Consider the following 20,130-nt stretch of genomic DNA (forward strand, 5'->3'; position numbering starts at 1 on the left):
GATCGGCATGAGGTCGGACGCGCCGATGGACGTCGTCGTCGACGACGTGCCCGAGGCCGAGAGCGCGAGCACGAGCCCGGTCGTCCGCTGGGTGCTCCGCTCGCCACTCGTCCTGCTCCTGATCGTCTTCGCGATCGTCCGCGCCTGCACGGGCGGCTGACGCGCGCACCGCGCCCGCGACGGGCCCTCGCCGGCCCGCTGGAGGTTTCCGATTCCATGCCCACGATCCACGGTGTCAACGCTTCCCCGTTCGTCCGCAAGGTGCGCGCCGTCCTCGAGGAGAAGGGCGTCGCCTACGAGCTGAACCCGGTCATGCCCTTCGGGCCGAGCGCGGAGTTCCTCGCGATGTCGCCGCTCGGGAAGATCCCCGTCTACCAGGACGGCTCGTTCAGCGTGCCCGACTCGTCGGTGATCGCGCAGTACCTCGAGCGCAAGCACCCGAAGCCCGCGCTCTACCCGGCGAACGACGAGGCGTTCGCGCACGCGCTCTTCCTCGAGGAGTACGCGGACACGAAGCTGATCGAGGTGACGGCGCCCGTCTTCGTGCAGCGCGTCATCAACAAGATGATCATGAAGATCGAGCCGAACGAGGAGATCGTGCGCAGCGCGCTCACGGAGCGCATTCCGCCCGTCTTCGACTACCTCGAGCGGCGCGCGCCCGACGGCGACGGTGCGATCGAGGGGCGCTTCGGCATCGCCGACATCGCAGTGGCGTCGCCGATCGTGAACTTCGAGCACGCGGGCGAGACGATCGACGCGGCGCGCTGGCCGCGGCTCGCGGCGTGGGTGGCGCGCGTGCACGCGCGGCCGAGCTTCAAGAAGCTGATCGAGGAAGAGAAGGCGGGCTTCGCCGCGATCAAGGGCTGAGGCGCGCGCCTCCCGGGAGAGCACGATGAAGGTGAAGGCGGCGATCGCGGTCGCGGCGGGGGAGCCGCTCGCGATCGACGAGATCGACCTCGAAGGCCCGAAGGCGGGCGAGTGCCTCGTGCGGCTCGCGGCGACGGGCGTCTGCCACACGGACGCGTACACGCTCTCGGGCGAGGATCCGGAGGGCCTGTTCCCGGCCGTGCTCGGGCACGAGGGCGCGGGCGTCGTCGAGGAGGTCGGGCCCGGGGTCGCGTCGCTCGCACCGGGCGACCACGTCATCCCGCTGTACACGCCCGAGTGTCGGCAGTGCAAGTTCTGCCTGTCGGGCAAGACGAACCTGTGCGGCGCGATCCGCGAGACGCAGGGCAAGGGGCTCATGCCCGACGGCACGAGTCGCATCTCGTGGCGCGGCTCGAAGATCCACCACTACATGGGGACGTCGACGTTCGCGCAGTACACGGTCGTTCCCGAGATCGCGCTCGCGAAGATCCGACGGGACGCGCCGCTCGACAAGGTGTGCCTGCTCGGCTGCGGCATCACGACGGGCATCGGCGCCGTGCTCCACACCGCGAAGTGCGAGCCCGGCTCGACCGTCGCCGTGTTCGGGCTCGGCGGCATCGGGCTCTCGGTGATCCAGGGCGCGACGATGGCGGGCTGCGACCGCGTGATCGGCGTCGACGTGAACCCGAAGAAGTTCGAGCAGGCGATGCAGTTCGGCGCGACGGACTGCATCGACCCGCGCTCGCTCGCGGGCCCGGTCGAGGACGCGATCGTGGAGGCGACGGGCGGCGGCGTCGACTACGCGTTCGACTGCACGGGCAACGTCGACGTGATGGCGCAGGCGCTGCGCTCGACGCACAAGGGCTGGGGCGAGTGCGTCATCATCGGGGTCGCGGGCGCGGGCAAGGAGATCCACGCGCGCCCGTTCCTGCTCGTCACGGGGCGCTCGTGGCGCGGCACCGCGTTCGGCGGCACGAAGGGGCGCACGCAGCTCCCGACCTTCGTCGATCGCTACATGCGCGGGCGCATCAAGATCGACGAGATGGTGAGCCGCGTCCTGCCCCTCGACCGCATCGACGAGGCGTTCGAGCTGATGCACCGCGGCGAGGTCATCCGCAGCGTGATCGACCTGCGGTAGCGCGTCGACCGGCAGCGCGGCGCGACGCGCCTCTCACGCGAGCAGCTCGGCCGCCACGAGCCGCAGTGCGATCAGCGTGAGCACGCCCTTGTAGAGCGCGCGGAAGACGCGCTCGTTCACGCGCTCGAGCAGCAGGCCGCCGACGCGCGTCCCCGCGACGGCCGCGATCGAGAGCAGCCCGAGCAGCCCCAGCCACTCCCGGAACGCGAAGCCCGCCGCGCCGAACACGACGATCTTCGAGAGGTGGCCGAGCATCTGACAGGCCGCCTGCGTGCCGATGATCGCGAAGCGCGTGAGTCCGAGGTTCAGGAAGAACGGCGCGAGCAGCGGGCCCGTCGCGCCGATCGACACGTTCACGAAGCCGATCACGCCGCCGAGCACGAAGAAGCGCCGGTGCGGGTCGACGTTCTCGGGACGCGCGCCGAGCAGGAGCCACTGCGGCCGCCACGTCGCGAGCAGCACGAAGACGCCGATCGCGGCGCGCAGCACGTGCGGCGAGAGGCTCTGCGCGAGCCCGATGCCGAGCGCTCCGAACGGCAGCAGCAGGATCGAGTAGCGCCCCACGACGTCGAGCCGCACGTGCGGCCGCAGCATCCACGCGCGCGACGAGTTGGAGACGAGCTGCACGACGCCGTGCAGCGGGATCGCGACCAGCGGATCGAGGAAGAGCAGCATCACCGCGAGCAGCGTGATGCCGCCCGCGACGCCGATCGTCGCGGACAGGATCGCCGTCGCGAACGCGGCGGCGAAGAGCAGCGCGACGACGGGCGGCGCGAGGCCTCCGAAGAACGCGCCGAGCGCGAGGGCGTCTCCCGTCTCCAAGCGTCTCCCGTGCTCTCCGCGATCGCGCCCGCGTCAGCTCCAGGCGGGGCGGCGCGAGATCCAGTCGACGAGCGCGCAGACGGCGTTCGTGTCCGAGAGCCGGTGCTGCGCGGCCGTCGCCGTGTCCGTCGCGCCGACGCGGAACGTGCGCGCGAGGCCCTGCAGGAAGCGGAACGCGTCCTCGTCCGTCTGGTCGTCGCCGACGTACACGACGCGCACGCGCTCGCTCCAGCCCGGCCCGTAGCGCGCGCGCAGCACGTGCAGCACCGCGCGCCCCTTGTCCCAGCCGATCGGCGGGCGGCCCTCGAGCGCAGCGTGCGCGTCGCGCGCCTGGAACCCGGCCGCGGTGATCAGCGCGCGCGCCTTCGCGACGAGCGAGCCGCGCCGCTCGAGCGGAACGCGGCGCACGTGGAAGGTGAGCGTCGGCCCCTTCGCCTCCGTCCACGCGCCGTCGCGCGCGATCGATTCGAGCTCGGTCGCGAGCGCGGCGATGCGCTCCTCGTAGTGGACGAGGTCCTCGTGGCGGAACGGCGCGAGGCCCGGGCCCTCGATCTCGAGACCGTGGTTGCCCGCGTAGGTGACGCGCTCGTTCGCGACCATCGCGCGCACGTCCGCGAGCGCGCGGCCCGACACGATCGCGACGTCGATGTTCGGGTGCGACGCGCAGCCCTCGAACGCGGCGCGCATGCGCGCGTCCATGACGGCCTCGCTCGGGTGCGCGCGCAGCGGCGTCAGCGTGCCGTCGTAGTCGAGGAAGAGCGCGAGCCGGCTGCGGCGCCGCAGGAACGCGCCGAGCCAGTGGTCGATGTCGTCGTCGGAGAGCGGCGCGGCGCGCGCCCGCTCGCGGCCCGCCGCGGCCAGGAAGCTCCCGACCCAGGCGTGCACGTCCTCGCGCCGCTCGCGCTGCCGGAGGCCCTTCATGCGCTCGGCGCGCGCGTCGACGTCCATGGCGAGCGCGGTGGCGATCGTCTCCGCGACCTCGTCGACGTGGTACGGGTTGACCGTCAGCGCCTCGCGCATCGTCTCGGCCGCGCCGGCGAGCCTCGACAGCACGAGCACGCCCGGGTCCGCGACCTGCGACGCCACGTACTCCTTCGCGACGAGGTTCATGCCGTCGCGCAGCGGCGTGACGAGCGCGACGTCGGCGTCGCGATAGAGCCCGGCGAGGCGATCCTTCGGAACCGAGCGGTGCAGATAGCGGATGGGCGACCAGCGCGCGGTCGCGAAGCGCCCGTTCACCTTGCCGACGAGCTCGTCGATCTCGCGCTTGAGCGCCTGGTACTCCTGCACCTCGCTGCGGCTCGGCACCGCGAGCTGCAGCAGCGCGACGCGCTCGTGGTGCTCGGGGTGCAGCTCGAGGAAGCGCTCGAAGGCGCGGATGCGCTCGGGAATGCCCTTGGTGTAGTCGAGGCGGTCGACGCCGAGCACGAGCCGCTCGCGTCCGGACTCGGGCGCTGTGGGCGCCGCCCGCGCGCGCGCCTCGAAGTCGTCGAAGTCGATCCCGATCGGGAACACGCCGACCTGCACCGCTCGGTCGCCGTGGTGCACGACCAGGTTCGCGCGGTCGACGCGCGCGCCGGCGAGCCGCTCGACGCAATCGAGGAAGTTCGCCGCGTAGCCCTCGACGTGGAAGCCGATCACGTCGCACGCGAGCAGGCCGCGCAGGACCTCGCGGTCCCAGGGCAGCAGGCGGAACACGTCGTAGGGCGGGAACGGGATGTGGAGGAAGAACGCGAGGTGCGCGTCGGGGACGAGCTGGCGCAGCGGCTCGCCCACCACCATCAGATGGTAGTCGTGGATCCACACGAGCTCCGTCTCGCCCGCGCGGCCGAGCTCGGCGGCGATCGCGCTCGCGAAGTGCTCGTTGGCGGTCGCGTACGCGGAGAAGTCGGCCGGCTCGAAGACGGCGCGCTGCGGCATCGAGTGGAAGAGCGGCCAGATCGTTCCGTTCGAGAAGCCGTGGTAGTAGCCGTCCGCCACGTCGGGGTCGAGCGCCACGGGCTCGATGCGGAACGGGCGCTCGCCGAGCGGGATCTTCTCGTCGGGGCCGAGTGCGAGGCCGGGCCAGCCGACCCACGTTCCGCCGCGGCGACGCAGCACGGGCTCGAGCGCCGCCACGAGCCCGCCGGCCGACGTGCGCGACACGAGCGCGCCGGCGGCGTCGCGCTCGAGCGTGAACGGCAGCCGGTTGCTCGCGACGACGATCGGGCGTTCGCGCTCGCCTTCGATCGTGGCCACGGCACCTCCGCATCCGCGCGCTGCGGCGCGCCGCGAGTCTATCGCGTCGCTGCGGGGCCGGGCCTACTCTGCGGCCGCGCGCGGCGGGCCGTGCGGAACGCAGCGCGCCACGTCGCGTCGGGAGGCTTCGTGCAGGATCTGTTGCACTGGATCGTCGTGTACGCGGTCTTCCTCTTCTCGGTCACGCTGCACGAGTCGGCGCACGCGTGGGCCGCGGTCGTCGGCGGCGATGCGACCGCGTACCGCGGCGGTCAGGTGACGCTCGATCCGCGTCCGCACATCCGTCGCGAGCCGCTCGGCATGGTCGTCATCCCGTGGATCGGCCTGCTGATGAGCGGCTTCCCGTTCGGGTGGGCGAGCACGCCCTACGACCCGGGCTGGGCCTACGCGTTTCCGAAGCGCGCGGGCTGGATGGCGCTCGCCGGGCCCGCCTCGAACCTCGCGCTCGCCGTCGTCGGCGGCGTCGCGATGCGCACGGGCCTGCTGCTCGGCGCGTTCGAGCGCGGCGGCCCGAGCCTCTACTACGGCGTGCTGCCGGCCGTCGGCGCGGCGCCCTTCGTCGAGACGCTGGCGCTCTTCCTGAGCGCGCTCTTCGCGATGAACCTGCTGCTGCTCGTGCTGAACCTCGTCCCCGTGCCGCCGTTCGACGGCAGTGGCGTCCTGGCGCTGTTCGTCGACGAGGACACCGGGCGCCGGCTGCAGGAGGCGATGCGACGCCCCGGCCTCTCGATGCTGGGAATGCTCTTCGTGTTCCTCGTGCTCCCGGGCCTCTTCGGTCCCGTGCTGCGCGCCGCGTTCGGCTGGGTGCTGATGTGAGGCGCGCTCGCGCGTTCGCGCGCGTCGCGGCCGTCGCGCTCTCGTTCGCGGCCGCCGGCTGTGGCGACGCCGATCGCGGTACCGATCGCGCGCCTGCGCGCCCGCCGTCCGTCGTGCTCGTGACGATCGAGTCGCTGCGCACCGACCACGTCGGCGCCTACGGCGGCCGGAGCGCGACGCGCCCCGACGTCGCGATCACGCCGACGCTCGACGCGCTCGCGGCCGAGGCCGTGACGTACGAGCGCGCGCACTCCGTCACGAGCTGGACGCTCGCGTCGCACGCGAGCCTCTTCACGGGCCTGTATCCCGCCGCGCACCAGACGCAGCGCCCGCGCGGCTCGCTCGGCGAGGGCTACGACACGCTGGCGGAGGTGCTCGCGCGCGCGGGCTACCAGACGGCGGGCGTCGTGAGCGGGCCGTACCTGCGGCGCATGCACGGCCTCGTGCAGGGCATCGAGTGGCTCGACGAGGCGCCCGCCGGCGTCGTCCCGGCGCGCGCGCACTCCGACGTCACGAATCCCGCGATGGAGCGCGGCCTGATCGAGTTCGTCGAGCTGCGCCGCGACGCCGAGCGCCCGTTCTTCCTCTTCGCCTACTTCTGGGACCCGCACTTCGACTTCCTCCCGCCCGCGCCCTACGACGCGATGTTCGTCGACGACGGGGTCGAGCGGATCGACGTCCACGACTTCGACACGAGCGACACCATCCACCCCGGCATCTCGGAGGCCGAGCTCGACTTCGTGCTGTCGCAGTACGACGGCGAGATCCGCGCGACCGACGAGCTGCTCGGGCGCTTCTTCTCCCTGCTGCGCGCGCGCGGGCTGTGGGACGACGCGCTCGTGATCGTCACCGCCGACCACGGCGAGGAGTTCTTCGATCACGGCCAGAAGGGCCACAAGAACAACCTCTACGCCGAGACCGTGCACGTGCCGCTCTTCGTGAAGTACCCGCGCGGGACGGGGCCCGCCGCCGGCACGCGCGACGCGAGGCTCGCGAGCCTGGTCGACGTCGCGCCGACGGTGCTCGACGTCGCGGGCGTCCCGCGCGCGCTTCGCCCGGACGTGCCGCTCGACGGGCGCTCGCTGCTCGCGCCGCCCGACCCCGCGCGCCCGATCTTCCTCGAGCTGCTCTCCACCTGGTACCTGCAGCGCGGGAGCCGGGTCGACGTCGACGTCGAGCGCTTCTGGGCGGCGATGCGCGGCGACGAGAAGCTCGTCGTGCACGAGCCGCGGCTCGGGAGGCCGCGGCGCGAGCTCTACGACGTCGCCGCCGACCCGCGCGAGACGCGCGACCTCGCGTCGGACCCGTCGCACGCGGCGAGCGTCGCCGCGCTCGGGCGCGCGCTCGACGCGCAGCAGGCCGCCGCGCGGGAGGTCGCCGCGCGCTTCGCGGCGGGCAGCGACGCGCAGCTCGATCCCGAGGACGAGCAGCGGCTGCGCGAGCTCGGCTACCTCTGAAGCCCGCGCGCGCGCGCCTCGTACGTCTCCGCGCACGCGACGTCGCCGATGATGCGACACGCGCGCGCGTAGGTGGCGAGCAGCTGCGCGTCGTCGCCGCGCTCGGCCGCGCGCTCGTTCTCGGCGACGAAGCGGCGCGCCTTCGCGATCCGCTCCTCCACCTCGCCGATCAGCTGCTCGGCCTGCGCGAAGTTCGGATTGAGCGCGCGCGCGCGCTCGAAGAGCTCGAGCGCGCGCGTGTCGTCGAAGCGGCGCAGCGCGATCTGCCCGAGGTTGTAGACGGCGAGGAAGCTCGTCGGGTCGGCGGCGAGCAGCTCGCGCTGGATCGCCTCGGCGGCGTCGAGCCGGCCGCGCTCGAGGTGCACGACCGCGAGGTTCGCGAGCACGGCGCGGTCGCCCGGCGCGAGCTCGAGCGCGCGGACGAGCGCCACTTCGGCGCGGTCGAGCTCGCCGCGCGCGATCCAGTGCGTGGCGACGTTCACGTAGGAGCGGTAGTCCCCCGGCGTCGCGCGCGCGGCCGACTCCCAGAGCGCGACGCCGTCGCGCCACTCCGCCGCGCGCGCCGCGCTGCGCGCCCCGCCGAGCACCGCGACGAGTGCGAGCGCCGCGGCCGCCGCCGCGCGCCGCGCGCGTTCGTCGCCGATCCAGCGCCGCCCGGCCGCGCGGGCGACCGCGACTGCGAAGAACGCGAGGCCGAGCGACGGTGCGAAGAGGAAGCGCTCGGCCATCAGCGCGCCGATGCCGACGACGTGGGAGACGGGCGCGAGGAACACGAAGAACGCGCCGAGCCCGGCGATCGCCGCACCGCGCGGCGTGTCGAGCGCGGTGGGCGCGCCGCGGAGCGCGCGCGTCGCCGCGAGCCCGAAGGTCCCGAGGCCGAGCGCGATCGCCGCCCAGCCCGCCGCCGCGCGCAGCGACCACGCGTCGGGGACGCCGATCGTCTGCTGGTAGTAGAAGTCGAGCTGCAGCGTCGTGGGCGCGAGCAGCAGGCGCGCGTACTCGGCGAACACCGCGCCGATCGTGACGATGCGCGTGTGGAGGTCGATGCCGGCGAGCACGGGCGCGGCCGGTCCGAGGCCGCCCAGCACGTGGAGGCGCGCGGCGAGGTAGAGGAGCAGGACGGCGACGTGGAGCGAGACGGCGTCGAACGCGCGGCGCGCGAAGCGCGCCGCGCCTCCCGCCGCGCCGTCGCGCGCGAGCAGCGCGAGCACGAGCACGGCGGGGAGCAGCGCGCCCGTCTCCTTCGACAGGCACGCGGCGCCGTAGGCGAGCGCCGACAGCGCGCCGAGCGCGCGCGCGCGCGGTGCGCCGGGCCGCGTGCTCGCGTCGAAGAGCCGCCACGACGCGAGTGCGAAGCCGAGCGCGAGCAGCTCCGAGCGCGCGGCGAGGCTGTCGACGGCCTCGGCGTGCACGGGGTGGGCGGCGAAGACGAGCGCCGCCGCGAACGGCGCGAGCTCGCCCGGGAACCACGCGCGCGCGAGCGCCCACGCGAGCAGCACGACCGCCGCGTAGAGCACCGTCTGCACGACGTGCCACCCGCGCGCGCTCTCGCCGAACGCCGCCCAGTCGATCGCGTAGGAGAGGTTGGTGAGCGGTCGGTACAGGCCGCGCTCGGGCTGGTCGGGCGGGAACGGCTGCGCGAAGGCCTCGAGCGCGCGCGGGATCGACCGGATGCTCGCGTTCGTCGTGACGAAGTCCGCGTCGTCGTAGACGAAGTCGAAGTGCGCGCGGCCGTCGCGCGGGTCGACCCGCGCGAACGGAAAGTGGACGAATGCGCAGAGGACGAGCGCGGCGGCCGCAGCGGCGCGCGCGCGGCCCGATCTCCCCGTCGCTGCGCTCGCTGCGGCCATCGCACTCCCGTCGTCCTGGTCCGCCGTCGCGTCGCGGTCCGCTCGCCGTCCGCGCGGTTGCGGGCGCGCGCAGGGTACTCGCTCGCCGCGGCCGCGCGCGCGGTGCGCTCGCGCGGTCGAGGATTCGCGGGCGCGGGCCTATGCTCGCGCCCGATGTCCGCGCTCGCCGTGCGTTCGCTCGCGGTCGCCGTCGCGCTCGGGGCGGCCGCGGCGCTGTTCGCGCAGACGCGGGACTACGGGCTGCTCGGCTTCGACACCTATCCCCTGATCGCGAGCGCCCGCGTCGCGGGCCCGGCCGACCTCGCGCACCTCGCGAGCGAGCCGCTGATGGGCGGCCGCTACCCGAGCCCGATGTACCGCCCGCTCGTGAGCGCGCTCTTCGCCGCCGAGTACGCGCTGTTCGGGCTCGAGCCGCGCGGATACCAGGGCGTCGGCGCCGCGGCCTTCGCGTGCGTGCTGCTCGCGCTCGCGGCGATGGGCGGCGCGCTCGCGCGCCGCGCGAGCGAGGTCTCCGCGCTGCGCGCGCTCCCCGTGCTCCTGCCGCTCTGCTTCGCGCTCTCGCCGAGCTACATCGAGATCGTTCCCGTGCCGGCGCGCGTCGGCGACCTGCTCTGCGCGGCCTTCTGCGCCGCGGCCGTCGCCGCGGCGCTGCACGGCCGCGCGTGGCTCGCGGCCGCGGCCTGCGCGGGCGCCATCCTTTCCAAGGAGACGGGCTTCGCGGCTCCCGTCCTCGTCGCGGCCGCGCTCGCGCTCGCCCCGGCTCGGCCGCCCGCGTCGCGGCTGCGCGCCGCGCTCGAGAGCATTCCGTCGTTCTCGGTCGCGGCCGTGCTGCTCGGCGTCCGCATCGCGGTGCTCGGCGGCGTCGGCGGCCATCGCGCCGACCTGTCGGTCGTCGCGGCGATCGCGCGCGCACCCGCCATGGCGTTCGCGCTCGCGCGCGACGTGGTGCTCGCCCCCGCCGCGCAGGGTGCGGCGGCGTGGTCGCTCGCGCTCGGCGGCGGCGCGCTCGCGCTCGCCGCCGCGCTCGTCGCGGCGCGCAGCCGCCGCGCCGTGCGGGCCGATGGCGTGCGCGTCGCGGTCTTCGGCGGCCTCTGGATCGCGGTGCTCGCGCTCACGTACGCGAGCGGCGGCTGGATCGGCGCGTGGTATCGGATGATCCCGGCGGTCGGCGCGTCGCTCGTCGCGAGCGGGCTCGCGTGTGCGGCGCTCGACGTCGCGCTCGCGCGCTCGCGCGCCGACGAAGGCTCGCGCGCCGAGGAGGGCTCCGGCGGCGGCGTGGGCTCCGTCGCCGCGGACGGCTCCGGCGTCGAGCGGGACGCGCGCCCCGAAGCGGGCGTGCGGGCCGCCGGCGCGCTCCGCATGGCCGCCGCGCTCGCCCTCGCCGCGCTCGCGGGCGCGCTCGCCCTCCAGGCGCAGCAGTCGCCGCTCGTGCGACGTTATTCGGAGTGGGAACGCGCGACCGACGTGGCGCGCGAGTTCCTCGGCGAGCTCGACTCGCGCGTGCGCGCGAGCGCCGACGGTCGGGTCGTCGACGCGCCGCCGCTCCCGATGTGGGCTGCGCCGCGCCCGGGCGACGACGGCGTGCTCGGCGCGGCGATCCTGTCCGACTACTCGGTGCAGGCGTGGGCCGACCTCGCGCACGGCGAACGCCGCATCCGCGTCGGCGGCATCGACGGGGGCGTGCTCCCGCCCGTCGACGGCGCGAGCGGCGCGCCGCGTCCGGACGAGCTCGTCGTCCGCCTGCCGCGCCGACGCGTGGGATACTGACGAGCCGTGTGCTACGCCCCCGCGCACTCCGAGGCCGCCACACGTCGATGAACGCCGCACGTCCCCGCTCCCGGATCGCCGCCTCCGCTCGCTCCGGCTCGCGCGCCGCCCTCGGCGCGATCGCGGCCGCGACCCTCGCGATCGCATGCGGCGATGCGGCGTCGCCGCCCGGCGACGCCTCCGCCGCGCTGCCGGACATCGTCCTCGTCACCCTCGACACGACACGCGCCGACCATCTCGGCGCCTACGGCTACTTCCGCCCGACGTCGCCGCGCTTCGACGCCTTCGCGGCGGAGTCGATCGTGTTCGACCAGCTCGTCGTCCCCATGGCGACGACGCTGCCTTCCCACCTGTCCATCCTGACGTCGAGCCATCCGCTCGTGCACGGCGTGCTCGCCAACACGACACAGGGCGGCGAGCGCTTCGTCCCGGCGCCCGGCCTCGAGTCCTTCGCGGTGGCGGCGCGCGCCGCGGGCTATGCGACGGGCGGCTTCGTGAGCGCGGCCGTGCTGAAGCGCGGCACGGGCATCGAGGAAGGGTTCGACGTCTTCGACCAGCCCGAGGACAAGTCGCGCCGCGGCGACGGCACGGCCGACGCGGCGATCGCGTGGCTCGCGTCGCTCGACGACGCGAAGCCGTACTTCCTGTGGGTGCACTTCTACGACGCGCACTATCCGTTCGACGTGCCCGATTCGTTCGCGACGCGCTTCCACAGCGACGCCGACCTCGACCACTTCATCCGCGAGCGCGCGATCCACCCGACGGCGACGCGGCCGCTCGTCGGCCAGGTCGACGACGCGCGCGTCGTCGCCAACGAGTACGACCGGGCCGTCGCGTTCCAGGACGTGCAGCTCGGCCGCGTCCTCGACGCGGTGCGCGGCGCGAGCGGGCGCGGCGGCCGGCGCGCGGCGGCCGTGGTCGTCACCGGCGACCACGGGGAAGGACTGTGCCAGCACGGCGAGGCCGCGCACGGGAGCACGTGGGCCGAGCAGCTGCACGCGCCGCTCGCGATGCGCATTCCCGGCGAGTCGCCGCGGCGCGAGAGCGCGCTGCTCACGTCGTCGGACATCCTCACGACGCTGCTCCCGCGCCTCGGCACCGACGCCTTCGACGCCTACCTCGCGGCGGCGCTCGGCCACGACGCGCTCGCGGCACAGGGCGCGTCTCCGCCCGTGCTGAGCCAGGACACGGGGCGCTCGCGCGAGGTCCCGTTCAAGTACGCACTCACGCACGACGGCTTCAAGTACTTCCGCATCGAGTACGACGACGGTCGCGTCGAGGAGCGCCTCTACGACCTGGGCGTCGACCCGTTCGAGCTGCGCGACGTGTCGTCGACCTTCGACGAGGTGCTCGCGCGCATGCGCGAGCGGACGCTCGCCGAGATCGCCACGCGGCTCGAGCGCGCGAAGCAGCTGCGCGGCGACGCACCGCGAACGGAGGCGGGCGCCGTCGACGAGAAGCTCCTCTCGGAGCTCTGCGCGCTCGGGTACATCGAGGCCGAGCGCTGCGCGGACCGCGCGAAGGGCGACGGCGAGAGCGCGGGTGCGGGTGCGGGTGAGGAGAGCGCGAGCGGCGAGTGAGCGGCGCGGGCGTGCGCGCGTCGCGCCGCGGCGGTGCGCTCCGCGCTACGGCGCGGGCTCGCTGGCGTCGGTCGCGCCGGGCTGCGCGTAGCCCAGCGATTCGAGCAGCGCGCGCTCGTCCGGGTCGAGCTCGAGCGGCGGGCGGTCGGCGCACGCGCCGAGCCCGCGCGTCGCGGTCGCGAGTGCGTCGCGCATGCGCGCCGCGTCGATCGCGCGCAGCTCCGCGAGGTCGCGCGACTCCTGCGGGTCGGCCTCGACGTCGTAGAGCTCGCGCTCGCCGTTCGACGACTCGATCCACTTGTAGCGTCCGAGATAGAGCGCGCGCTGCGAGCGCAGCCACGGCGTCGCGTCCCACGCCGGGTCGAGGCGGCGCATCGCGACGACGCCCGTGCTCTCCTCGGCCGTCTCCTCGGCGAGTCGCGCTCTCGGCGCGGCGCCGTCCGCGGTCGCCGCTCCGTCCGCGAGCAGGTCGCGCGCCGACGTCGCGAGCCCGTCGGGCGGCGAGGCCTTCGCGAGCGCGAGCAGCGTCGGGAAGAGGTCGGCGTTCATCGCGGGGTCGGAGCGTCGCCCGGCGCCGATGCGCGCGGGGTGGTGGAGCACGAGCGGCACGCGCAGCACGGGCTCGTACATCGTCGACTGGTGGTCGAGCATGTGGTGCTCGCCGAGGTGCTCGCCGTGGTCGGCGGTGAGCACGACGACGGTGTCGCGCAGGTGGCCGCCGCGCTCGAGCGCGCGCAGCAGGTTCGCGAACAGCTCGTCGAGCTCGAGGAGCGCGGCGTCGTAGGTCGCGCGCGTGAGCTCGATCTCGCGCGCGCCGAGCTCGCGCCGCCGGAACGTGTAGCGCCACAGCGTGTCCCACGAGCGGTCGACGCGATACGACGCGTCGACCGACGCCGGGTCGAGGAAGCGCTCGCGGAAGCGACGCGGCGGGATGGTCGGCCGGTGCGCCTCCATGTAGTTCACGAAGGCGAACCACGGCGCGTCGCGGTCGGTGCGCGCGTCGAGGAACGCGAGCAGCGCCTCCTGCGCGAGCTCGCCCGCGGCCTTCACGTTCCACGCGGTGAGCGCGGCCTCGCCGCGGCGCGTGCTCGCGAGCCGCGCGGCGAGCTCGCTCGAGGCGTCGCCCTCGACCTTGGCGCTCACGATCGCGAGCGCGCGCTCCGCGTAGGCGTCGCTCCACGGGTGCAGCGCCGTGTCGAAGCCCTGCGCGAAGCCGCTCTTCTCCGACACGTGCGGGTTCTCGCTGTAGAGGAAGGTCGCGTAGCCGCTCGCGCGCAGGAGCTCGGCGAGCGTCGTGAAGCGCGCGTCGAGCTGCGTCTGCTGGCTGTTCGCGCAGTGGTCGCTCGGCGCGAGCCCCGTGAACATCGAGGCGTGGGAGGGCACGGTGTACGGCGCCGCCGACACGACGTCGTCGAAGACGAGCGCGCCCTTCGCCCAGGCGTCGAGTGCGGGCGTCGTCGCGCGCTCGTAGCCGTAGAGGCTCATGTGGTCGGCGCGGACCGTGTCCCAGACGACGAACAGGATGTTCGGCCGCTCGCCGAGCGCGGCCGCGTCTGCGCCGTCTCCCGCGTCGCCCGGCGAGCACGCGAGCGCGGCGACGGCGGCGAGCGCGGCCACGACGGCGGAAGCGCGTCGCGCGGTGCCGCGGCGCGCGCGCGGCGCGGCGCGGTGCGCGCGCCCGCCCGACCGCGCGCGTCGTCGCCTGGGATACACTGCGCCGCCCTCCCTGCCCGCCCGTTCCGTGCCGGGCCGTCGCCGCTCCGGTGCGCGCGGCGTTCGCGCGAGCGCGACATCGTCGAGGATCCACCGTGTCGCAGCAAGCAGCCCCGAGCCCGCGCGCGCCGGCGAGCGCGTCGTTCCGGCGGAGCGCATGGGTGCTGTTCGGCGCCGCGTTCGCGATCCGCCTGCTCGCGCTCTGGGCGTCGGGCGACGCCGGCGAGCTCGTGAAGGACGAGATCAACTACGTCCAGCGCGCGAACGCGCTGCTCGACGGCGAGGGCTACCTGGGCTCGTACCAGTCGTGGGTGCGGCACGATCCGGCGCCCCTCTCGGAGCGCCCGCAGTATCCGGGCGCCTTCCAGCCGCCCGCGTATCCGACGTTCCTCGCGGCGGTTCTCGCGGCGACGGGCCGGAGCACGCAGGCCGTGCAGGTCGTGCAGTGCGCGCTGTCCGCGGCGACGTGCGTGCTGCTGCTCGCGCTCGGCCGCGCGTGGGTCGGCGCGCGCGCTGCGCGCGTCGCGGGATGGACGGCGGCGGTCTACCCGAACCTGATCGCGTTCTCGCACTACTTCTGGACGGAGACGTTCTTCACCTTCGTCCTGCTCGCGCTCTTCGCAGTGCTCTTCGCGGGCGGCGGCGGGCTCGTGTCGATGCGGCGGGCGGCGGCGGCCGGCGTCGTGCTCGCGGTCGGCGCGCTGACGCGCTCGACGCTGCTGTGGTTCGCGCCGGTGCTCGTGCTCTTCATGGCGCTGCTCGACGAGGGCGCGACGGGCTGGCCGCGGCTCGGCGCGGTCCGCTGGCGACCCGCGCTCGCGCGCGGCGGCGCGATGATCGGCGTCGCGCTCGCACTGATCGCGCCGTGGACGATCCGCAACTGGCTCGTCCACGACGGCTTCGTGCTGATCGACACCAACGCCCCGTACAACCTGTGGAGGGGCAACGCGCCCGGCGCGATGCTGATGGCGTCGCAGCCGCAGGCGCCGCGCTACGGCTGGCCGTTCCAGCGCATCGTCATGCACCCGGTCGCCAACCTGAACGGGCCCGTCCTGGTGGCCAAGTACCGCCAGGCGCATCCCGACGACCCGATGCCGACCGATCTCGCGCTGACGCGCTACGCGAGCGAGGTCGCGTGGGCGCAGATCCGCGGGCGCCCCGACCGCGCGCTCGCGAACGCGTGGCAGAAGCTCGTCGACATGTGGAACCCGACCTCGTTCCTGCTGCGCCACTTCGAGCTCGGCGCGTACGGGCCGGTGTCGCCCGCGGTGCGGATGGCGGCGTCGGCGGCCGCCGTGGTCTCCTATCTCGCGGTCGCGCTGCTCGCGGTCGTCGGGCTTGCCGCAGGGCTGCACGACCGCCGCATGTGGCTCGTGCTGGCGTTCGTCGGCTACCTGAGCGCGGTCTCCGCGCTCGCGTTCGGCCTGACGCGCTTCCGCATTCCGCTGATGCCCCTGCTCATGCTGCCGGCCGCGGCCGCACTCGAGCGGCTCGTCACCCCGCGCGGGCGGGCGGCCACTCCCTCCGCAGCGTCGTCGCCGCCGGGCGAGCCCGCGGTCTAGCTGCGCGGGTCGCGCGCGGGGTCGCGCGCGCTCGGCGGGGCCATATCATCGCGCGCCGCGCGCGGTGCGGACGGCCCCCTCCGATCGCCGCGATCGCGCCGGTCACGGAAACGGAACACCGCGGGAGGCTCCGCCCCTCTTGCAGCTCGCGCAGCTCGCCTACCTCGCTCTCGCCGCGTTCGCGTACCGCGCGCTCCTCGTCTCGAGCTCGCAGGCCGGCCTGTCGCGCGAGCTCGAGGAGTGGTTCTTCATCCCGACGGAGACGTCGCCGCTCGTCGTGGTGCTGCTCGCCGCCTGGCTCGTCTATCGCCGGCGCGAGCGGCTCGTCGCGGCGATGGCCGAGCCGGCCGCCTGGCCGGCGGGCATCGCGCTGCTCGGCGCCGGCCTCGTCGCCTTCGCGTGGGCGATGCGGACGGCGACGCCGCACCTGCTCGCGGTGTCGCTCGCGTGCGTAGGAGTGGGTGCGGCCGCCGTGCACTGCGGCACGAAGGGGGCGCGGCTCGTCGCGCTGCCGGCGCTGCTGCTCGTCTTCGCCATCCCGATCCCCGCGCCGCTGCTCGCCGAGGTCGTCTACCGCTTCCAGCTCTGGACGGCCGACTACGCGGGATGGCTGCTGTTCGCGCTCGGCCGGTCGGCCTACGTGTCGGGCGACCAGATCCTGCTCGCGGGCGACCACTTCGCGGTGATCGAGGGCTGCAGCGGGCTTCGCTCGGTGCAGACGCTGACGATGGTGGCGCTGCTCCTCGTCGAGCTCTTCGGGCGCCGCGGACTGCACGCGCTCGCCATCCTCGTGCTCGCGCCGCTCGTGGCGTTCGCGCTGAACGGCTTCCGCGTGCTCGCCCTGATCCTGAACCCGCACTCCGAGGTGGTCGCGATCCACAACCTGCAGGGCGTCGCGATCCTGCTCGGCGGGCTCGCGATCCTCTACGCCGTCGATGGCGGGCTCGAGCGGCTGCTCGGCGACGGCGACGCGGAGCCGGTGCCGCAGGCGTCGCTGCCCGCCCGCGCGCCGCGCGCGCGCGTCGCCGCGGTGAGCGGAGCGCTCGCGGCCGCCGCCGCGATGTCCCTCGCCATCGCGCCGTGGCCGGTGTCGCGCGCGGCCGGCGAGATCTCGGAGACCGAGTTCGCGACCTCGCTCGACGGCTGGTCGCGCAGCGCCGGCGCGGAGGAGGCGCCCGACCGCTCCTTCCTCGGCACGATCGGCCATCGCGCGCTCGTCGAGCGCGGGTTCGTGGAGGAGGGCGCGACCGACGCGACGCCGGTCGAGCTGTTCGTCGCGGTCGGCGACATCGGGCAGCACTACCGCAGCCCGATCTCGCCGAAGACCGTGCCGCCCGGGAGTGGCTGGATCGTCGAGCAGGAGGGCGCGCTCGAGCGCGAAGGCGCGCTCGACGCGCGCTGGCTGGTGATGCGCTCGGGCACCCGGCGCGTGCTGATCCGGCACTGGTACGAGGGGACGGCCGGGCTCGCGGACGAGACGGCGCGCGGGCTCCTCGCCCTCGACGCCTCGCCCTGGCACCGCGCGAGCGACCCGATCGCCGTGCGGATCTCGACCGACGTCGTCGGGGCCTCGGCGTCGGCGCTCGACCGGGCTCGCGAGCGCCTCGACCGGTTCGAGGCCGCGGTGGCGCCGGCGCTCGCCGAGCTGCGCGCCAAGGCGGCCCGCTCGTGAGCCGGAACCCCGCTTCTGGATTGCCCAATGTGAGAAAATGTTTTCCACGCGGGCCCTTTGGACCCCGGAGGGAAACCGTTCAGAAACGGGCAGTTACGAGCACGTTGGGGCTAGGCATAGTGATTGCACATCGGACCCGTGTCCGGCGCATTGCGTCCGGTGAGGTTTCTCTGGGGCCTCGGTGGTGTATGGCCAGGTTGGCGAAAGGCATGCGGACCCGGCGACACGCGGTCGCGGAGTGATCGAACGAGCTACTTGCTGCTTCGCTGTTTGCTTGCTCGCTGATTTGGTTGGGAGTAGATCGCACTCAGACGCAGGTTCTCCGACGGGTCTCGGTCCCTGCCTGATGCAATGTTGGAAGGAATGAGGAGAAGGATATGAAAGCCGGCTGGATGACGATGCCGCTCGCATTCGTCGCGACGTTCGCCTTCATGTTCGTCGTCGGGACGTCCGGGGCAGGCCCGGACGCGGACACGGACGGTGATGGCGTCCAGGACAACATCGACAACTGCAGCGCGAAGGCCAACGCGTCGCAGACGGACACGGACCACGACGGCTACGGCAACGCCTGCGATGCCGACTTCACGAACGACGGTACGGTCGGCGCCCCCGACTTCGCCGTCCTGCTGTCGACCTTCACGAAGTCCGAGGGTGCCGTCGGCTACGTGCCCGCCGTCGACTGCAACGACGATGGCGTGGTCGGTGCTCCCGACTTCGCGTGCCTGCTCTCGCAGTTCGCCGGAGTTCCCGGTCCCGAGGGCCGCGGCTGCGGCAACACCACGGGCGCCGAGTGCCCGGCCCCGGCGCTGCCCTTCTAGTCTCCTGCGGGAGGCTCGAGAGGCGTCGCTCTTTCGTAAACCATTCCTGTTTCGAGTTTCTGGGAAGGAACTGAGGAGTTGAACATGAACAAGATGAAGCGGACTTTCGCACTCGTTGCGGCGGCCGCCGGAATCACGCTCGCCGCGGGCAGCGCACAGGCGGTCTCGTCCGTCGACTTCGTGTGGCTGAACTCGGGCACGCCGACGGTGACGTCGCCGGCGGCTTCCTCGACGATCACGGGTGCGCTCGTCCTCACGGGTGACGCTCCCGGCGCCTGGCTGATCGTCTTCACGATGCAGTACGACACGGCCGAGCTCGACTTCGTGCAGGGCACGGAGCTGACGACCCAGATCGGGCCGCCCATGCAGGCGAACTCGATCGGTCCGATCACGCCGGGCGTCCAGGTCGACACGATCGCCGGTACGGTGAACTGGGACTTCCAGGGCCAGTTCACGAACCTGACGGGCTGCACCGCGGGCTGCGTCATCACGCTCGGCACGGTGAAGTTCCACGTGTCGAACGCGGCCAACGACGGCACGGACCGCGACATTCGCCTCGGCGAGTTCTCGGTCGGCCTCGACGGCACGTTCGCCGGCGACGGCAGCGACATCCCGATGAACTACGGGAGTGGCGCGGTGACGGGCGCGGTTCCGGAGCCGACGACGGCTCTCCTCGTGGTCGGCGGCCTCCTCGGCCTCGGCTACGCCGGCCGCCGCAGCGCCCGCTAGTCGGACGCTGTGGTCGCCCCGGTGAGCCTGCGGCTCACCGGAAGGGGCAACCGAACAAGGCGCCCCGGATCTTCGGATCCGGGGCGTTCTTGCTTTTCGGGGAACCGCGCGCGGGCGCTGCAGGTCGGAACGCGGAGATGCGGCTGACCTCCGATCGACTCGCACGGCTTCTTCCCGGGCGCGTCGATCGCGGGTATGGTGCGCCGCCGATCCGAGGAGGGCTGCTCGTGCGAGTCTCGAAGCGTTGGGCCGCGATCGTCTCTGCTGCCTTCGGCCTCGGCGCGCTCGGCTGTCCGCCTCCGCCTGCGGCGCAGGGCGGGGGAGCGCGCTTCGAGATCTACTCGCTGCAGACGAACGAGGGGCCGACGGTCTTCCGCTTCGACACGGCCACGGGCGCGCTCGAGCGCGCGCCGCTCGTCGGCGCGCGCAGCTGGCTCGCGCTCGGCGAGCCGGCCGCAGCCTCCGGTGCGCCCGGGCGCTTCGACGTCGACTTCGCCCAGGCCGCCTCGATCCCGCTCACGTTCGTGCGGCTCGACACGCAGACGGGCGCGGCGTGGCGGCTCGCCTACCCGCGCGATCGCGCCTGGGTGGCCTTCCGCGACGCCGGAAGCGAGGGCGAGAGCGGCTCGGAGCACGGGGCGGCCGCGCCATCTCCGCGGCCCGCACCGGTCGCCGAGCGGCGGCTCGCTCCGGCGCTCGCCGCGCCGGCGGGCTCGCGCATCGGCGGCCCGAACGCGTCCGTCGCGCGCGGCGAGGACTTCTCGCCCTTCATCGACACGCTCGCCAAGGACACGATTCCCGTCGAGATGAAGGCGTGGGCCGTCGAGCAGCTCGGCCTCGTCGACAACACGGAAGCCGTCGGGCCGCTGATCGAGGCGCTCGACCTGCCGGAGACGGCGATCGTCCGCTCGGCGATCCGCTCCCTCGCGCACTACCCGCAGGACGCGCGCGTGCGTCCGGCGCTCGAGCGCATGGCGAAGAGCGACCAGCCCGAGGTCGCGCGCGTCGCGCAGAGCGCGCTCGCGAAGCTCCCGTAGCCAGAGGCGCGGAGCGCGCCGCCGGCCCGCGCGGGCAGCGAGCCCGCGACCCCCGCGCGCACCC

16 protein-coding genes are annotated in these 20,130 nt (G+C 74.1%); 12 read left to right on the forward strand and 4 right to left on the reverse strand.

Translation table 11 applies throughout. The features are described from left to right. Positions 1–7: 7 nt before the first annotated feature. The 3 genes from R3E88_00700 to R3E88_00710 are packed head-to-tail and all read left to right on the forward strand — an operon-like array spanning position 8 to position 2,005. Positions 8–160: a hypothetical protein gene (locus tag R3E88_00700; GenBank protein ID MEZ4214970.1), complete on the forward strand. Its 153-nt coding sequence runs from the start codon at positions 8–10 to the stop codon at positions 158–160. 56 nt (positions 161–216) lie between these two features. Beyond that, positions 217–867 (forward strand): glutathione S-transferase family protein, encoded by a 651-nt coding sequence (locus R3E88_00705; GenBank protein MEZ4214971.1) that lies wholly within the window; start codon positions 217–219, stop codon positions 865–867. Between the two features lie 25 nt (positions 868–892). After that, positions 893–2,005 carry an S-(hydroxymethyl)glutathione dehydrogenase/class III alcohol dehydrogenase gene (locus R3E88_00710; protein MEZ4214972.1) on the forward strand — a complete coding sequence of 371 codons (1,113 nt, stop codon included), beginning with the start codon at positions 893–895 and terminating at the stop codon, positions 2,003–2,005. 33 nt (positions 2,006–2,038) lie between these two features. Here the strand turns inward: R3E88_00710 and R3E88_00715 are convergent, their stop codons facing one another. Further along, positions 2,039–2,827, reverse strand: a complete 789-nt coding sequence (locus R3E88_00715; GenBank protein MEZ4214973.1) for a sulfite exporter TauE/SafE family protein — start codon at positions 2,825–2,827, stop codon at positions 2,039–2,041. A 33-nt stretch (positions 2,828–2,860) separates the two neighbouring features. Then, entirely contained in the window at positions 2,861–5,065 is a 2,205-nt protein-coding gene (locus R3E88_00720; GenBank protein ID MEZ4214974.1) for a bifunctional alpha,alpha-trehalose-phosphate synthase (UDP-forming)/trehalose-phosphatase, read from the reverse strand. A 129-nt stretch (positions 5,066–5,194) separates the two neighbouring features. On the opposite strand from R3E88_00720, the gene R3E88_00725 reads away from it, so the two are divergent. Together R3E88_00725 and R3E88_00730 are read left to right on the forward strand one after the other, a co-directional pair. Next, a complete protein-coding gene (locus R3E88_00725) occupies positions 5,195–5,881 on the forward strand; it encodes a site-2 protease family protein (GenBank protein MEZ4214975.1) in 687 nt (228 codons plus the stop codon). Then, positions 5,878–7,338, forward strand: coding sequence for a sulfatase (locus R3E88_00730; GenBank protein ID MEZ4214976.1), 1,461 nt, complete (start codon positions 5,878–5,880; stop codon positions 7,336–7,338). The genes R3E88_00725 and R3E88_00730 overlap by 4 nt, the downstream gene beginning before the upstream one ends. Here R3E88_00730 and R3E88_00735 read toward each other — a convergent pair. After that, positions 7,329–9,188 carry a tetratricopeptide repeat protein gene (locus R3E88_00735; GenBank protein ID MEZ4214977.1) on the reverse strand — a complete coding sequence of 620 codons (1,860 nt, stop codon included), beginning with the start codon at positions 9,186–9,188 and terminating at the stop codon, positions 7,329–7,331. The two genes, R3E88_00730 and R3E88_00735, sit on opposite strands and share 10 nt — an antisense overlap. Positions 9,189–9,341: 153 nt before the next feature. On the opposite strand from R3E88_00735, the gene R3E88_00740 reads away from it, so the two are divergent. Together R3E88_00740 and R3E88_00745 are read left to right on the forward strand one after the other, a co-directional pair. After that, on the forward strand, positions 9,342–10,955 hold the full coding sequence (locus R3E88_00740) for a hypothetical protein (GenBank protein MEZ4214978.1): 1,614 nt from the start codon (positions 9,342–9,344) through the stop codon (positions 10,953–10,955). 47 nt (positions 10,956–11,002) lie between these two features. Next, positions 11,003–12,535 carry a sulfatase-like hydrolase/transferase gene (locus R3E88_00745; protein MEZ4214979.1) on the forward strand — a complete coding sequence of 511 codons (1,533 nt, stop codon included), beginning with the start codon at positions 11,003–11,005 and terminating at the stop codon, positions 12,533–12,535. A 45-nt stretch (positions 12,536–12,580) separates the two neighbouring features. On the opposite strand, the gene R3E88_00750 is transcribed toward R3E88_00745, so the two are convergent. After that, positions 12,581–14,152 carry a sulfatase gene (locus R3E88_00750; GenBank protein ID MEZ4214980.1) on the reverse strand — a complete coding sequence of 524 codons (1,572 nt, stop codon included), beginning with the start codon at positions 14,150–14,152 and terminating at the stop codon, positions 12,581–12,583. Positions 14,153–14,343: 191 nt separating this feature from the next. On the opposite strand from R3E88_00750, the gene R3E88_00755 reads away from it, so the two are divergent. The 5 genes from R3E88_00755 to R3E88_00775 all read left to right on the forward strand — a co-directional run bounded on the left by R3E88_00755 (position 14,344) and on the right by R3E88_00775 (position 20,066). Then, complete coding sequence (locus tag R3E88_00755) at positions 14,344–15,810, forward strand: glycosyltransferase family 39 protein (protein ID MEZ4214981.1); 1,467 nt, start codon at positions 14,344–14,346, stop codon at positions 15,808–15,810. A 139-nt stretch (positions 15,811–15,949) separates the two neighbouring features. Next, the gene (locus R3E88_00760) at positions 15,950–17,482 is read left to right on the forward strand and encodes an exosortase/archaeosortase family protein (protein MEZ4214982.1); all 1,533 of its coding nucleotides are present in this window, start codon (positions 15,950–15,952) and stop codon (positions 17,480–17,482) included. A gap of 377 nt (positions 17,483–17,859) precedes the next feature. Beyond that, the gene (locus R3E88_00765) at positions 17,860–18,300 is read left to right on the forward strand and encodes a thrombospondin type 3 repeat-containing protein (GenBank protein MEZ4214983.1); all 441 of its coding nucleotides are present in this window, start codon (positions 17,860–17,862) and stop codon (positions 18,298–18,300) included. 84 nt (positions 18,301–18,384) lie between these two features. Next, positions 18,385–19,029, forward strand: a complete 645-nt coding sequence (locus tag R3E88_00770; protein ID MEZ4214984.1) for a PEP-CTERM sorting domain-containing protein — start codon at positions 18,385–18,387, stop codon at positions 19,027–19,029. Between the two features lie 227 nt (positions 19,030–19,256). Then, positions 19,257–20,066: a HEAT repeat domain-containing protein gene (locus tag R3E88_00775; GenBank protein MEZ4214985.1), complete on the forward strand. Its 810-nt coding sequence runs from the start codon at positions 19,257–19,259 to the stop codon at positions 20,064–20,066. The last annotated feature ends 64 nt before the right edge of the window (positions 20,067–20,130 follow it).

It is taken from the genome of Myxococcota bacterium (assembly GCA_041389495.1).
GTDB lineage: Bacteria > Myxococcota_A > UBA9160 > UBA9160 > UBA4427 > JAWKRT01.